The sequence below is a fragment of the Endozoicomonas montiporae CL-33 genome (assembly GCF_001583435.1).
Lineage (GTDB): Bacteria > Pseudomonadota > Gammaproteobacteria > Pseudomonadales > Endozoicomonadaceae > Endozoicomonas_A > Endozoicomonas_A montiporae.
This window is the reverse complement of the sequence record NZ_CP013251.1, coordinates 3,683,964-3,697,713: the sequence shown is the minus strand read 5'-3', so window position 1 is coordinate 3,697,713 and position 13,750 is coordinate 3,683,964. Positions and strand designations below refer to the sequence as shown.

Sequence of the window (13,750 nt, the reverse complement as noted above, 5' to 3'; positions counted from 1 at the left end):
TATTTTGCCAGCGGTTTATCCGCCCGCTGTCGCTTTTATCAGGGTGATCTGGTCGCCGTCTCTGAGAGAATGGTTTTCCCACTGTGAACGGCTGATTATCTGGCTGTTTACGGCGAGGGCTATCCCTTTTTCTGCCTGACTCAACACTTTTAGCAGCTCCCTGATATTCAGAGAGCCTTCAACAGTGACAGGCTGGTCATTTACCTTGATTTGCATTCTGTTCCACAGATCTTGTGATAGCTACTTGTCAGACGGACGATTCTAATCAAAGACGCAAAGCCTTCATAGGGGCTTTGCGCAAAAGGTGGGCGAATTTATCCGGTAATGGGGTCAGAGTTTGGGATTAACACTGTCCGGGGCGGCTGGCACAGTATCAAGACCTTCCAGTCCGGGGGCGGGAATAAAGTTTTCGTCTTTGACCGAACCCGGAAAGGCCGGGTCAGCAGGCGATGTTTCTGCAGCCTGGGTTTTCAGAGGGGTCACGCACAGCTTTTTAACGGCTATTTCAGCATCTGCGGCCCCGGTGCCAGCCGAGAAACCCATGCCTGAAAATCGGGTGTCTATGTCAGTGTGATGATTGAGCACCGGCTGATTGTTGGCTTCAACCTGTATCCGATCTTTAAGAACCGTGACTTTGACAGGAATCCACTGGCGCTGGGAGTAAGCCTTTTTGAAACGATCCCAGTCCAGAATCATGTTGTTCTGACCGCTCAGGGTGATAGTGCGTGAGCCATAGAGTTTGAGCCAGACGGCATAGCCATCGCCTTCAGGTTTCAGGCCAAGACTGTCACCATCAGGAGGCGTACCATAGTCAGAGATGTCTTTCAGAAAGAAAAAAGTCAGTCCGTCTGCAGAGTTCCAGATCGCCCACTCACTGCCATCATCGTCCCAGGTGCTGTAACTGAAGGTCACTTCAAAAGGTGGTTTAACCGAACTGGAAATGGCCGCTGCTACGCCAGTCTGGTACTGGTTATCGGGAATCAGCAGCATTTCCGACTTGTCGCCAATAACAGGCAGTCTTGGGCGTTTCTTGTTGCTATAAAAGTGCCAGCCTTTTTCCTTGAAGGTGTAGCAGGCGGGTTCACTGCCTGTTGGTTTTGCAGGCACTGGTGCCGAATAACCCCTGATGCATAGCATGAGCGAGCTGAAGAAGAAGAGCGTTCGGCAGAGTGAAGACATGGTCTGTTCCTGCAATTGAGTTAACATTCATATCGTCCACTGGTATTGAGATCTTAAGACGGCTTCTGAGACCTGAATGGGTTTTACATTGCCATTATTATTAGACGAAATGTAAAATACAATCGATACCTTTGGGGGGGCAGATGAAGTCAGCCCGCTTTATATCGCACGATCGGTTCCTTCCGTTGTTCAGGGCGTTCCGGAGTCCGAATCGAGCTGGTGGAATCGGGCGATGTCAGTGGTAGCAGACAGGCTGAGAAGAAAAAATGTACATCATGAATCCTTACTCGACCTTGAGTTAAAACCAGAAGTGCAGAACTGGCTGATGATGGAAACGGCTATGTAATGATGCTGCTACTGATCCTGAGAGGCTTTCGTCAGCTTCTCAGGATCAGCTAGAGTCAGGGAGTGTTTCTAATGGCTTCTGCAACATTAAAAACCGGCTCTTTGAGCATGGCTTTCAGCTCGTCACTGGCATCAATTCGATCCAGTGCCCGGTTCATGCACATCAGCCACTGATCACGTTCGCGTTCACCGATCTGATAATGCGAGTGGGGTTTGGTCATGCAGATGGTGTTGTATTTTTCATGATACAGATGAGGGCCGCCCATCCAGCCAGACAGATATTCGTACAGTTTTTGTTTAATGTCAGCAAGGTCCTGAACGTGCATACGGCGAATAGAGGCGGCTTCAGGCAGCTCATCCATGACGTCATAAAAAGCACTGGCCAGCTCTTTTACTCCATTGTCTCCAAGGATGTCATAAGGCGTTTTTGCATTCATTCTTCTTATACCTCTGGATTAAGAGACTGAGGGCATTTTATAGCAAGTACAATGGTTATGTCCCATGTTCGGGGTCGATCGTAATCTCTTTGGGAGCTGCAAGTCACGATAAAACGCTTCTGCTTAACACAGAAAAGCCCACGACTATCAATAGCGAGCCATAACCGCTAGACTTGGCGGTTTATTTTCTGTAGTGCATCTGTCATCGGGAAACCCCATGGAGAATCTGGAAACAATTACCTCAAGTGCCCTCGCTGAAGTCGAGTCGGCTGCTAACGCTGCTGATCTGGATCAGGTCCGGGTTCGATTTCTGGGTAAGAAAGGCGAGCTGACCCAGCTGCTGAAAGGTCTGGGTAAACTGTCTGCTGAAGAGCGCCCAAAGGCTGGCGGTCTGATCAACGAAGCCAAACAGCAGGTACAAACTGCTATCAACGCCAAGCGCGAGGGTATGGAAAAAGCCGCCCTGGAAGCGCGTCTGGCGAGTGAAACCATCGACGTGACCCTGTCTGGTCGTGGTCAGGATATGGGTACGGTTCACCCGGTTACCCGCACTATGGAACGTATCAGCGACTACTTTAGCCGCATCGGTTTTGAAGTGGCTCGTGGTCCCGAGATTGAAGACGACTACCACAACTTTGAAGCCCTGAACATTCCGGGTCACCATCCGGCTCGTGCCATGCACGATACGTTCTACTTCAACGACAATACTGTTTTGAGAACCCACACCTCTCCGGTGCAGGTGCGTGTTATGGAGCAGTTTGCCAAAGCGAATCAGGAACCGCCGATTGCGATCGTGTGCCCGGGTAAAGTATACCGTTGCGATTCAGACCAGACCCATAGCCCGATGTTCCATCAGGTAGAAGGTCTGTATGTGGCTGAAAAAGTCAGCTTCGCTGACCTGAAAAGCGTACTGAGTGACTTCCTGCGTGTGTTCTTCGAACGTGACGATCTGAAAGTCCGTTTCCGTCCATCTTACTTCCCGTTCACCGAGCCTTCTGCCGAGGTAGACATCGAATGGGGCAAGAATCCGGACGGTTCCACCAAATGGCTGGAAGTCCTTGGTTGCGGTATGGTGCACCCGAAAGTCTTTGAATATTCCGGTATCGACAGCAAGAAATACTCCGGCTTTGCCTTTGGCATGGGCGTTGAGCGTTTTGCCATGCTGCGCTACGGCGTTAACGACCTGCGTCAGTTCTTCGAGAACGACTTGCGCTTCCTGAATCAGTTCCACTGATTTGATTCGCAACAATAAGACAGGTTTTTAACTAACGGAATTTGAGATAACGATATGAAATTCAGTGAACAGTGGTTGCGCCAGTGGGTGGCAATTGAAGCCGATACTCAGGAATTGGTGGACAAAATCACCATGGCCGGTCTGGAAGTAGACGACGTAGAAGCCGTTGCCGGCGACTTCACCGGTATTGTTGTGGGCGAAATTGTTGCCTGCGAACAGCATCCTGATGCTGATAAGCTGCGTGTTACCCAGGTAAACACCGGTTCTGAAACCTTTCAGGTAGTATGCGGTGCGCCAAATGCCCGTGTTGGCTTGAAAGCACCTTTTGCGACTGTTGGTGCAGTCCTTCCCGGCAACTTCAAAATCAAAAAAGCCAAACTGCGCGGCGTTGAATCTTTCGGTATGCTGTGTGCGGAAGAAGAAATGGGCATGGCGGAATCTTCCGACGGCCTGATGGAGTTGCCTGCTGATGCACCGGTTGGGCAGGATATCCGTGAATACCTCGGTCTGGATGACAAAATCATTGATGTTGACCTGACACCTAACCGTGGTGACTGCCTGAGCATTGCCGGTCTGGCCCGTGAAGTCAGTGCGAACTTCCTGGCAGAAGTAGACGAGTTGAAAGTAGAGCCGGTGGCGCCTGCTATCGACGACACTTTCCCTGTAAACATCGCTACTGAAAATGGTGCTAAAGAAGGCTGCCCACGTTTCCTGACCCGTGTCGTTCGCGATGTTGACGTCACCAGACCAACCCCTCTGTGGATGGTTGAGCGTCTGCGTCGTTCCGGCATCCGTTCTATCGATCCTGTTGTGGACGTAACGGCTTACGTGATGCTGGAACTGGGTCAGCCAATGCACGGCTACGATCTGGACACTTTGAACGGTGCCATTAATGTGCGCATGGCAGAAGACAAAGAAAAGCTGGTTCTGCTGAATGGTGAAGAAGTCACCCTGAACAGCAATACTCTGATGATTGCTGACGACAAGCATGCACTGGGTATTGCCGGTGTGATGGGTGGTGAAGGCTCCGGCGTAAGTGCTGAAACTAAAAACGTTTTGCTGGAAGCAGCATTCTTTGATCAGATCACTATTGCCGGTAAGGCACGCTCCTACGGTCTGCACACCGACGCTTCTCACCGTTTCGAGCGTGGCGTTGACTTCATGTTGCAGCGCAAAGCCATTGAGCGTGCGACGCAGCTGATTCTGGATATCTGTGGTGGTCAGCCGGGGCCGGTTGCTGAAGAAGTCAGCGAAGAACATCTGCCAACCCTGAGCACCGTTGAGTTGCGTGCTGAAAAAGTCGAATCCCTGCTGGGCATCAAGATCGAAAACGACCTGATCGAAGCTTTGCTGACACGTCTGGGTCTGGAACTGACTGCTCAGGGCGAAGGTCTGTGGAGTGTTGCTGTGCCAAGCTGGCGCTTTGACATTGCCATTGAAGAAGACCTGGTGGAAGAGCTGGGTCGTATCTACGGCTATGAGCGCCTGCCGGAAACCATTCCGACTGCTCTGCTGAAAATGAAGCAGGTAGACGAATCACTGGTGCAGGAAGCTGACCTTCGTCGTTTGCTGGTAAGCCGTGGTTATCAGGAAGCCGTATGCTTCAGCTTTATTGATCCAAAGCTGCACAGCCAGTTTGATCCTGAACGTGAAGCAGTCGCTCTGGCGAATCCGATTGCCAGCGATCTGTCTGTGATGCGTACCTCCTTGCTGCCGGGTCTGGTTAAGGCTATTTCTTACAACCTGAACCGTCAGCAGAGCCGTGTGCGTCTGTTTGAAATGGGTCAGACCTTTATCCGTGACGGCGAAGCGCTGAAACAGGAAGAGTACATGGCGGCTGCCATTACTGGTGCCCGTTTCCCTGAAGGCTGGAACGCAGGCAGCGACTCTGTTGATTTCTTCGATATCAAAGGTGACTTTGAAGCACTGCTGGAGAAAGGCGGTGCGTCTGGTGAATTCCGCTTCGAGAAAGGTTCACACTCAGCTATGCATCCGGGTCAGTGCGCTGCACTGGTTCGTGACGGCAAGGTAGTGGGTCATGTGGGTACTCTGCACCCGACTCTGAAAAAGTCTCTGGGTCTGGACAATGAAGTCTTCCTGTTTGAAGCCCGTCTGGACGCTGTGACCAAAGGCAAAGTGACTCACTTCAAGTCTCTTTCCAAGTTCCCTGAGGTGCGTCGTGATCTGGCACTGATTGTTAAGCAGGACGTTGCTGCTGACAACCTGAGCGAAGTCGTTCGTCAGGAAGCCGGTGAACTGCTGACCGATGTACGCATCTTCGACGTTTACGCCGGTAAGGGCATTGAAGAAGGCCACAAGAGCCTGGCGCTGGGCATGAAGCTGCAGCATGGTGAACGCACTCTCAAAGATGAGGAAGTGAACCAGCTGGTTGAAGCGATTGTTGGTCGTCTGGAAAAAGACTTCAGTGCAACACTTCGTGGCTGATCACTTGGCCATTGCTGACCATCGTTAAGTTGGCTTTTATTATCCGCCTCCCTGCTTTCAGGGAGCCGGATAAATCTTTCTTGTTGCCTGCCTCCCCTACGGACTGAATGTCCATTGCCTGCTTTTTCACAGCCTGCCGCTTACCCTCGCTGATAATGATCAAAGTCATTGATTACTTCCGGATAAGTACTTATTTATGCTTGACCTTGCTACACGGTTCACGCACTCTAGGAGAATGAGGAGGTCAGTCAGCTAACCATAAACAGTTAGACGACTGAGAGAGGAACCAAGCGCAAGTCTTGCGCGGCTGGTAACCCGAAGAGGGCGTGAAGGACTCCCTGCATCCTGACTATAAAGAGAGTTGAAGGGTGTGCGTTACTGGCTATACAAAAGAGTGGAAGTAACCATGGGAGCCCTGACGAAAGCGGATATTGCTGAGCATCTGCACGAAGAACTCGGTTTTAATAAAAGAGAAGCCAAGGAGATGGTCGAACAATTTTTCGAACAGATCCGGATGGCTCTGGAGAATAATGAACAGGTAAAACTGTCGGGTTTTGGCAACTTTGATCTGCGCGACAAGAAAGAAAGGCCCGGGCGCAATCCGAAAACCGGACAGGAAATACCCATTACTCCACGTCGTGTCGTAACATTCAGACCCGGTCAGAAACTGAAGGCGAGGGTAGAAGCTTATGCAGGACACCGAGTTCAGGACGACTGATCCAGACATTCAGGATGAATCAGGCCAGCAGGCTGAACTGCCCGTTATTCCTGGCAAACGCTACTTTACGATTGGTGAAGTGAGTGAGTTGTGTCAGGTAAAATCCCATGTCCTGCGTTACTGGGAACAGGAGTTTTCCAAACTGAAACCGGTACGCCGGGGCAATCGCCGCTATTACCGCCGTCAGGATGTATTGCTGATACGGCAGATCCGCAGTCTTCTTTATGAACAGCGATACACCATTGACGGTGCCCGCGCCCACCTCAAAGGCGAAACCCAGAAGCAGGATACCTCCAAATACAATCAGCTGATCCGGCAGATGATTGCCGAGCTGGAAGATGTGTTGGATACGCTGGACGGGATTCCGCGCTCCTGAATGAGTCAGACTGCCAGTGGTTTTTGTCGGAATGACAAGCTTTTATGAAACGTGTCGCAGGCCTGGCAGCCTGCAACAGCGAAAGCTCTTAGCGCTTCTTGCGAGGGTGTGAGCCTTTCTTTCCACCTTTTGACTTCGGCATACCGGTCCCTTTGGTAACCGGCTTGCTGGTCGCTTCTTCCGGTGAGTTAAACAGCAGATACAGTTCCATCAGCACTTCCGGAATCTGGCTGGTCATGTCTTCGGTGAGTTCTTCATTATTCAGAATTTCCTGAAACTCTGGTTCTTCGTCGAACAGACCGGAAGCCAGCATCACCGGAAGCAGCAGTTCACACACTTCCTGTTCGTGTTCTACAAACCACTGTTTTTCATTCAGGAAATGCCCTTCCATAAAGCCGCCGCACCAGTCAAACAGGGCTTCGTCTTCGGGATTGTCCAGTTCGTCTTCGCAGGAAAGGGTAAAGCCTTCTTCTTCGTTAAACTGTCGGTCGATACTGCGGGCAACATCCGACAGTGCCTGATTCAGGGCTTGCTGATCTTCAGCCTTCAGGGATACCTGACCGTCAAACAGAATGTCGTTGCGTTCGGCTTCGCTCAGGTCAACCGGACAGATAGCCAGTGCAGTCATAAAACCATGCACGGCATGAAAGTTCAGTGGCTCTTCTTCAGAATACTGAGTTAAAAGATGTTCAATGGTAGAACGAGTGTTCTGCATGAGAGGGACTCAATGTGAGTGAATACAATAATGGCACAGTTTACCTCAGATTCTCCTGATCATCATTTCTTTCCCTGTTATAATGTACAGTGCCTGTCACGTATTATTATTTCACTGTCGTTTATTTTTCAGGCTGATATTTTTGCTCTCATAAGTACTCGGCCATATAAAATCGAATATTTCTGGCTTATTGGGCAGGTGCTCTGCAAGGCGCAACGGCGGGAGCATAGTAAGCTATGTGACCAGAGTTGCAACGCAGTCAGAGTGCCTGAACAGTGAGTCAGAAAATGTGATTTCATATGGTTGAGTACTTAACAATAAAGTAATGTTTACCTGCCTTTACACGGATACCCATGACTGATTCTGTACTGGAGATTTTGCACAACACCTTTGGTTATGAATCCTTTCGCGGGTTTCAGGAAGATGTGATTAAAACGGTTGTTCAGGGGCTGGATGCTTTGGTACTGATGCCAACGGGCGGTGGCAAGTCCCTGTGTTATCAAGTGCCTGCGCTGGCACTGGCGGGTACCACCGTGGTGGTTTCGCCTCTGATTGCGTTAATGGAAGACCAGATCAGTTCACTGAAACAGCTGGGTATCCGCGCAGAAAGCCTGAACTCCGGTACTCCTTACCCGGAACAGCAACGCATCGAACAGGAGTTGCTGACCGGTCATCTTGATTTGCTGTACGTTGCCCCTGAACGATTGCTGACAGAAAGCATGCAGCGCCTGTTGGATCAGGTAAAGCTGGCACTGTTTGCCATTGATGAAGCTCACTGTGTATCGCAATGGGGTCACGACTTTCGACCGGAATATTTACAACTGTGCCGTTTGAAGTATCGTTATCCCGGCATTCCCCGAATTGCTTTAACGGCCACTGCTGACCGGCGTACTCGCAAGGAAATTGTCGAGCGGCTGGAACTCGATAACGCCAGAGTATTTGTAGACAGCTTTAACCGCAGCAATATTTTCTACCGCATCAGCCAGAAAAAACAGGGCAAGCAGCAGCTCTTACGTTTCCTGCAAAAGGAGCATCCGGAAGACTCGGGTATTGTCTACTGCCTGTCCCGCAAGCGGGTGGAAGATACTGCGCGATGGCTGAATGAACAGGGGCGTGCTGCACTGCCTTATCATGCCGGTATGTCGAATGAAGATCGCAGTCGCAATCAGCAGCGTTTTCTAAAAGAAGACGGCCTGATTATTGTGGCAACGGTGGCGTTCGGTATGGGTATTGATAAGCCAGATGTGCGTTTTGTGGCGCACCTTGATTTGCCCAAAAGCATTGAAGCATATTATCAGGAAACCGGTAGGGCAGGGCGCGATGGCTTACCGGCCACAGCCTGGATGGTTTATGGCTTGCAGGATGTGGTGTTGTTGCGTCAGATTCAGGCGGGTTCCAATGCCAGTCAGGACATTCAGCGGGTAGAGCAGCAAAAGCTCGATGCTATGCTGTCGCTGTGTGAAGTGACCAGTTGCAGGCGTCAGGTGTTGCTTAACTATTTTGATGAACCCATGGATGAAAAATGCGGTCATTGCGACCTGTGCCTTGAGCCGGTTGAAACCTGGGACGGTACCGAAGCAGCCCGAAAAGCCCTTTCCTGTGTTTATCGTACCGGTCAGCTGTTTGGAGTCAGCCATCTTGTTGATGTGCTGATGGGCAAGGAAACGGCCAAAGTGAACCAGTTTGGTCATCAGCACACTAGCACTTACGGCATTGGCAAAGATTATAAACAGACCGAATGGCGTTCGATCTATCGACAGCTGGTGGCCCGGGGTTATATCAATGTGGATGTGGAAGGGTATGGTTCGCTGAAACTGAATGAACGTTGTCGTCCTCTGTTAAAAGGTGACGAGCGCATTTTGTTAAGGCAGGACCGCTATGAGCACGCAACAACAAAAACCTCGAAGCCTGTTGAAAAAGGTCGGGTGATGGTTGCTGAAGAAGACAAGCCCCTGTGGGATGCCCTGCGTACACTTCGCCGTGAAATGGCGGAAAAACAGGGCGTTCCGGCCTACATCATTTTCAACGATAAAACCCTGTTTGAGATGCTCATACACAAACCCTGTGATCTGGAAGCGATGTCTCATATCTCCGGGGTGGGGCAGTATAAATTGGAACAGTATGGGCAGCAGTTTGTAGAGCTGATCAGTCAGTTAGTAAGAGAGTCTGTATAAAGCCTTGAACATGAAGGTCATAACTATGCTGTTAATGACTGATTCCTGATGTTGTTTGTTCAAAGGGCAGTGTGTTTTGAGCGAAGCCTCAAACTTGCTGCTTTTGGCTAAAGCTGACAAAGGTTTGAATCCGCTGTTATCTGGCAAAAGTACTGACATTGCTGTGATGCCCCTGCAAATACTGTTTAAGGCTGCGACATCTGGGTCATCATCGTCTTCTTCTTTCTTACCCGGGTTTGTTGAATGTACCGAAGATTCGCAGCTATCGGAATCTGACAAATCATCGCTGGATATTGATTCCAGCCCTTTCCTGAAGCAAAGGGAGTCGGATGATACTTTTACTGGCTTCCAGATGTGTGTCATACGAAAGTCAGAAAAGCTGAGTTGAACTAGATAAAAGTCATCGTCTGTCAGTAGCTGAACCTCTCCTGTTGTACGATTACTATTAAAGTACGATAGCTCGGCAATAGTCCCGAGGAATAGATGGGAGTGCGTGCTGCCAGACGTTTGTATAGTTGCTGAATTGATGTTGAAGACTGGTAGCTGAAGACTGATACCATCAATGGAAATGGCAGGGCTGTCTACAAGCCATACGTAGTGACCATTTGAAAAATCATTTTCATAAAAATATTGGCTCGTTGCCGCCAGCTCCCTGGCGTGTACTTTGTACCCGGGTAAATAATTGGGTTCGTTAATAGTCAGGATATAATCGCTGTTCGAGTTAAATACCGGTTCGTAAGTGTAAGTCAGCCGCCCTAAACCATCTATTTCTGTTGTCACGCTGGCTGTATCTTTTTCTTCGGCAGATCGGGATATAGTGACGACCGCTTGCCTTACTTCTTCTTTGACCAGTACTGTGTAATAGAAAGTTTCCTGAGCAAAAATCTCCCGGCAAAGGGTTGTCCCGTTAAAACAGAGTAGAAACAGTAGTTGCTTGAGATACTTATTATTCATTTAGAAGCCTTCACTTTTAGATTTTTCCACGAAAGTTGGAGTTATACCAATTCCCCTTTCTAAACATGAATTGCGCAGCCATTCCGAATCACGGGAGCTGCGTTGGAACTCCTCGCAATAGCTCGCTATTACTCGTCGTTCCGCCTTTATGCCCTTCGTATTGTCCCGCGACCCAGAATGGCTTGCTCATGGTCATATTTAGAAAGCGGAGCTGGTATTACAGTCCTTTTACTGTGGGTTAAATATAGTTCAGCCTTATAGGAAAGCATTTCTGTAGTGCGCTTTAATTACTGTGATTTAAGCTTCAACGGCTCCTTGCAACTGGCACACTGATAAACGGTTCCTCTCAGAGCACGATTATGGCGAATGGCAGATAAATGAATAACCTTGTCTGGACACTTGCAGATGTACGCAAAGGGTCGTTTAGCGGCTTGGCTGGTGTCATAGCTGTGCGTTCGTTTTGCAGGCAGATTGAATACCTGCTCCATGATAAACGTCCACTCTCTGCCATGGGGGCGGATTTTTCTGCCGAACACCTGATCAGCAATCAGGTGCGCAACCTCATGTCCAAGCGTATGCTTGAGAAAGTGCTGCTGGTTTTCTTCCAGTAATACCCTGTTCAGCCTCAACTGATTGCGTTCTGGCCATGCCTGCCCTGCGGTTTCCCCTCTAAGATTCAGAAGTATGGCAGGTCGTTTAAAGCGTTTTACAAAATGCCGCTCAGCCAGACAGTAAAGTTCAGCTATGCGAAGTTGTATCGCCTGATCAAGTAAGTCAGATGTCGTGTGCATGAAATTCCACAAAACCGGATGAGAGTCGAAAAGAGTAGAAGAACAAAGCCATGCAAGTAAAGTGATGAGGTTTGCTTATGGGAGTAATGCAGAGTACCTATTCAAATAAATTGACATTTATATGTTTCTCGGTAAACATATAAATAATTGCTTATGCGTCATGGAGAGCTGTCATGGATAAATGCTGCTCAACGAAAAGTTCTTCCCGGACAGAATCTCAATATGTTTCAGCCGCCGCAGCAGATGTCCGGCAGTACCGCTGGTTTATCAGGGGTATGGATTGTGGCAGTTGCGCTGCCAAGGTTGAAAAAGCGTTGATCGCTATTCAGGGGGTCAGCCGGGTTAGAGTGGTCTATTCGACAGAGCGCCTGTTGGTCACGATGGACAGTTCGGTTGTGCCATCTGACATAGAAGCAAAAGTAAAGGAACTGGGATTCAGCCTTGAAGGCTCGCAGAACTCTGGTGAAGAGCCTTCTTTCTGGCAGGCGCACCGTGAACTGGCTTTGCTTGCAGGATTGTCTGTGCTGGCCTCTCTGGTTTATCTCTTGCTTCCGGGCTGGGGTGAATTGGCGTTTTATCTGCCTGCGCTGGTCGGCGTAATTCCTTTTATTCGTAAGTCCATTACCCAAGCGAGAAACGGTAGCTGGTTCGGCATAGAAACCCTGATGTCGGTGGCTGCGATAGGTGCGCTGATTCTGGGCGAAACCTTTGAAGCGACATTGGTGCTGTTGCTGTTTTCCATTGGGCAGATGCTGGAGAATGTAGCAGCGCGAAAGGCCAGACAGGGTGTTCAGAGCCTGATGCAGCTAACACCGGATGCCGCCACCCGAATAGAAGACGGGCAACGTGTAGAAGCGGTTCCGGCAGAGTTTCTGCAGCCGGGTGATGTGATAGAGGTTCGCCCGGGAGACCGTTTACCGGTTGACTGTATTCTGGACAAGAATGCATCTTCTGTGGGTGTGTTTGATGAAAGTGCGTTAACCGGTGAGTCCATTCCCGTCAATCGACAGCGCGGTGAGAAGGTGATGGCAGGTAGTCTGGTGGTGGGACAGGTGGTTCGACTGACAGTATTGTCTGAACCCGGTGGCAATGCCATTGATCGTATTGTGCAGCTGATTGAAGAAGCGGAAGAGCGTCGTGCGCCTATTGCCCGCCTTGTGGATCGTTTCAGTGGCTGGTATACGCCACTGGTCATAGGTCTCTCGGCGGTTGTTATGGTGCTTCCGCCGTTGCTGCTCGGTGCCAGCTGGCACGACTGGGCTTATAAGGCTCTGACCCTGCTATTGATTGCCTGCCCCTGTGCGCTGGTGGTGTCAATTCCTGCTGCCGTGACATCGGGACTGGCAGCGGCAGCCCGTTTTGGTGCATTGATCAAGGGGGGCGCGGCTTTAGAGCAGTTGCAGCAGGTTAAACATCTGGCGTTTGATAAAACCGGAACCCTGACCGAGGGCAAACCTGAGGTAACGGTTGTGCAGCCCGTTAACGGTAATGAGCACAACACACTGCGGCTTGCTGCTGCGGTTGAACAGGGCTCAAGTCATCCACTGGCAACCGCCATTATCAACAGGGCAAAGCAGCTGGATATCAAAATATCTGAAGCAACGGATGTCGTCGTTATCGCGGGTTCTGGTGTGAAAGGGGTTGTTGATGGCCAGGCAGTACAGGTGACATCGCCGAAAGCGTTGCCGGATTCATTACAGCAAGTTGATCTGTCAAAGCGAATTAATGCACTGGAATCTCAGGGGAATACCGTGGTGGTCGTACAGGCAGATCAGCAGGTTCAGGGACTCATCGCTATGGCAGACACATTGCGCAGTGATGCACTGGAAGCGGTGCAGCAGTTAAAGGCAATGGGCATCAGCAGTACCATGCTGACAGGCGACAACCGGCGTGCCGCTGCTGCCATTGCCGCCAAACTGGGCATTGATTACCGGGCAGAACTGATGCCTGAAGACAAGGTGAGTGCCATCAGAGAGCTGCAAGCCAGTGGCAAAGGTGCTGTCGCCATGGTGGGTGATGGCATTAATGATGCGCCTGCACTGAAGTCGGCTGAACTGGGCATCGCCATGGGACGTGGCAGCGATGTAGCGCTGGAAACCGCTGATGCAGCACTGACCCACGAACGGTTGCCAGAGCTGGCAGGGATGATTTGGCTGTCTCAACGAACAGCGATGATTGTCCGGCAGAATATTGCTCTGGCTCTGGGCATTAATACGCTGTTCCTGCTGACAACCCTGTTTGGGATTACCGGCTTGATGGGGGCGGTGATATCGGATGTGGGCGGAACGATTCTGGTGACAATGAATGCGATGCGACTGTTGCAGAGGCAGTCATAAGGTAAATTTTTAAAAGCCTTTGGCAGGGCAGGGTATGAAGCCCTGC

General features: G+C 50.2%; 13 protein-coding genes. 6 read left to right on the top strand and 7 right to left on the bottom strand.

Annotation, left to right across the window (positions count from 1 at the left end):
- Positions 1 to 15: 15 nt before the first annotated feature.
- From thiS to EZMO1_RS16935, 3 genes are all read right to left on the bottom strand, one after another.
- The gene (gene thiS, locus EZMO1_RS16945; RefSeq protein WP_034876918.1) at positions 16 to 216 is read right to left on the bottom strand and encodes a sulfur carrier protein ThiS; all 201 of its coding nucleotides are present in this window, start codon (positions 214 to 216) and stop codon (positions 16 to 18) included.
- Between the two features lie 114 nt (positions 217 to 330).
- Positions 331 to 1,179, bottom strand: a complete 849-nt coding sequence (locus EZMO1_RS16940) for a hypothetical protein (RefSeq protein WP_145912638.1) — start codon at positions 1,177 to 1,179, stop codon at positions 331 to 333.
- 401 nt (positions 1,180 to 1,580) lie between these two features.
- Positions 1,581 to 1,961, bottom strand: a complete 381-nt coding sequence (locus tag EZMO1_RS16935; RefSeq protein ID WP_034876920.1) for a group II truncated hemoglobin — start codon at positions 1,959 to 1,961, stop codon at positions 1,581 to 1,583.
- A gap of 217 nt (positions 1,962 to 2,178) precedes the next feature.
- Between EZMO1_RS16935 and pheS the strand changes: the two genes are divergently transcribed.
- Together pheS and pheT are read left to right on the top strand one after the other, a co-directional pair.
- Positions 2,179 to 3,195 carry a phenylalanine--tRNA ligase subunit alpha gene (pheS, locus tag EZMO1_RS16930; protein ID WP_034876923.1) on the top strand — a complete coding sequence of 339 codons (1,017 nt, stop codon included), beginning with the start codon at positions 2,179 to 2,181 and terminating at the stop codon, positions 3,193 to 3,195.
- Between the two features lie 54 nt (positions 3,196 to 3,249).
- Complete coding sequence (gene pheT, locus EZMO1_RS16925; protein WP_034876925.1) at positions 3,250 to 5,640, top strand: phenylalanine--tRNA ligase subunit beta; 2,391 nt, start codon at positions 3,250 to 3,252, stop codon at positions 5,638 to 5,640.
- Here pheT and EZMO1_RS16920 read toward each other — a convergent pair.
- Positions 5,618 to 5,809, bottom strand: coding sequence for a hypothetical protein (locus tag EZMO1_RS16920; RefSeq protein WP_034876927.1), 192 nt, complete (start codon positions 5,807 to 5,809; stop codon positions 5,618 to 5,620). The two genes, pheT and EZMO1_RS16920, sit on opposite strands and share 23 nt — an antisense overlap.
- 237 nt (positions 5,810 to 6,046) lie before the next feature.
- On the opposite strand from EZMO1_RS16920, the gene ihfA reads away from it, so the two are divergent.
- A complete protein-coding gene (gene ihfA, locus EZMO1_RS16915) occupies positions 6,047 to 6,358 on the top strand; it encodes an integration host factor subunit alpha (protein ID WP_034876930.1) in 312 nt (103 codons plus the stop codon).
- Complete coding sequence (locus tag EZMO1_RS16910) at positions 6,330 to 6,734, top strand: MerR family transcriptional regulator (protein WP_051790092.1); 405 nt, start codon at positions 6,330 to 6,332, stop codon at positions 6,732 to 6,734. The genes ihfA and EZMO1_RS16910 overlap by 29 nt, the downstream gene beginning before the upstream one ends.
- Before the next feature lie 88 nt (positions 6,735 to 6,822).
- On the opposite strand, the gene EZMO1_RS16905 is transcribed toward EZMO1_RS16910, so the two are convergent.
- Positions 6,823 to 7,449 carry a YecA/YgfB family protein gene (locus EZMO1_RS16905; protein ID WP_051790096.1) on the bottom strand — a complete coding sequence of 209 codons (627 nt, stop codon included), beginning with the start codon at positions 7,447 to 7,449 and terminating at the stop codon, positions 6,823 to 6,825.
- A gap of 353 nt (positions 7,450 to 7,802) precedes the next feature.
- Between EZMO1_RS16905 and recQ the strand changes: the two genes are divergently transcribed.
- Positions 7,803 to 9,623: a DNA helicase RecQ gene (gene recQ, locus EZMO1_RS16900; protein ID WP_034876932.1), complete on the top strand. Its 1,821-nt coding sequence runs from the start codon at positions 7,803 to 7,805 to the stop codon at positions 9,621 to 9,623.
- On the opposite strand, the gene EZMO1_RS16895 is transcribed toward recQ, so the two are convergent.
- Positions 9,603 to 10,577 (bottom strand): hypothetical protein, encoded by a 975-nt coding sequence (locus EZMO1_RS16895; RefSeq protein ID WP_034876943.1) that lies wholly within the window; start codon positions 10,575 to 10,577, stop codon positions 9,603 to 9,605. The two genes, recQ and EZMO1_RS16895, sit on opposite strands and share 21 nt — an antisense overlap.
- 287 nt (positions 10,578 to 10,864) lie before the next feature.
- Complete coding sequence (locus tag EZMO1_RS16890; RefSeq protein WP_034876951.1) at positions 10,865 to 11,368, bottom strand: SprT family zinc-dependent metalloprotease; 504 nt, start codon at positions 11,366 to 11,368, stop codon at positions 10,865 to 10,867.
- A gap of 173 nt (positions 11,369 to 11,541) precedes the next feature.
- Between EZMO1_RS16890 and EZMO1_RS16885 the strand changes: the two genes are divergently transcribed.
- On the top strand, positions 11,542 to 13,704 hold the full coding sequence (locus tag EZMO1_RS16885) for a heavy metal translocating P-type ATPase (protein WP_082212165.1): 2,163 nt from the start codon (positions 11,542 to 11,544) through the stop codon (positions 13,702 to 13,704).
- Positions 13,705 to 13,750: the final 46 nt, after the last annotated feature.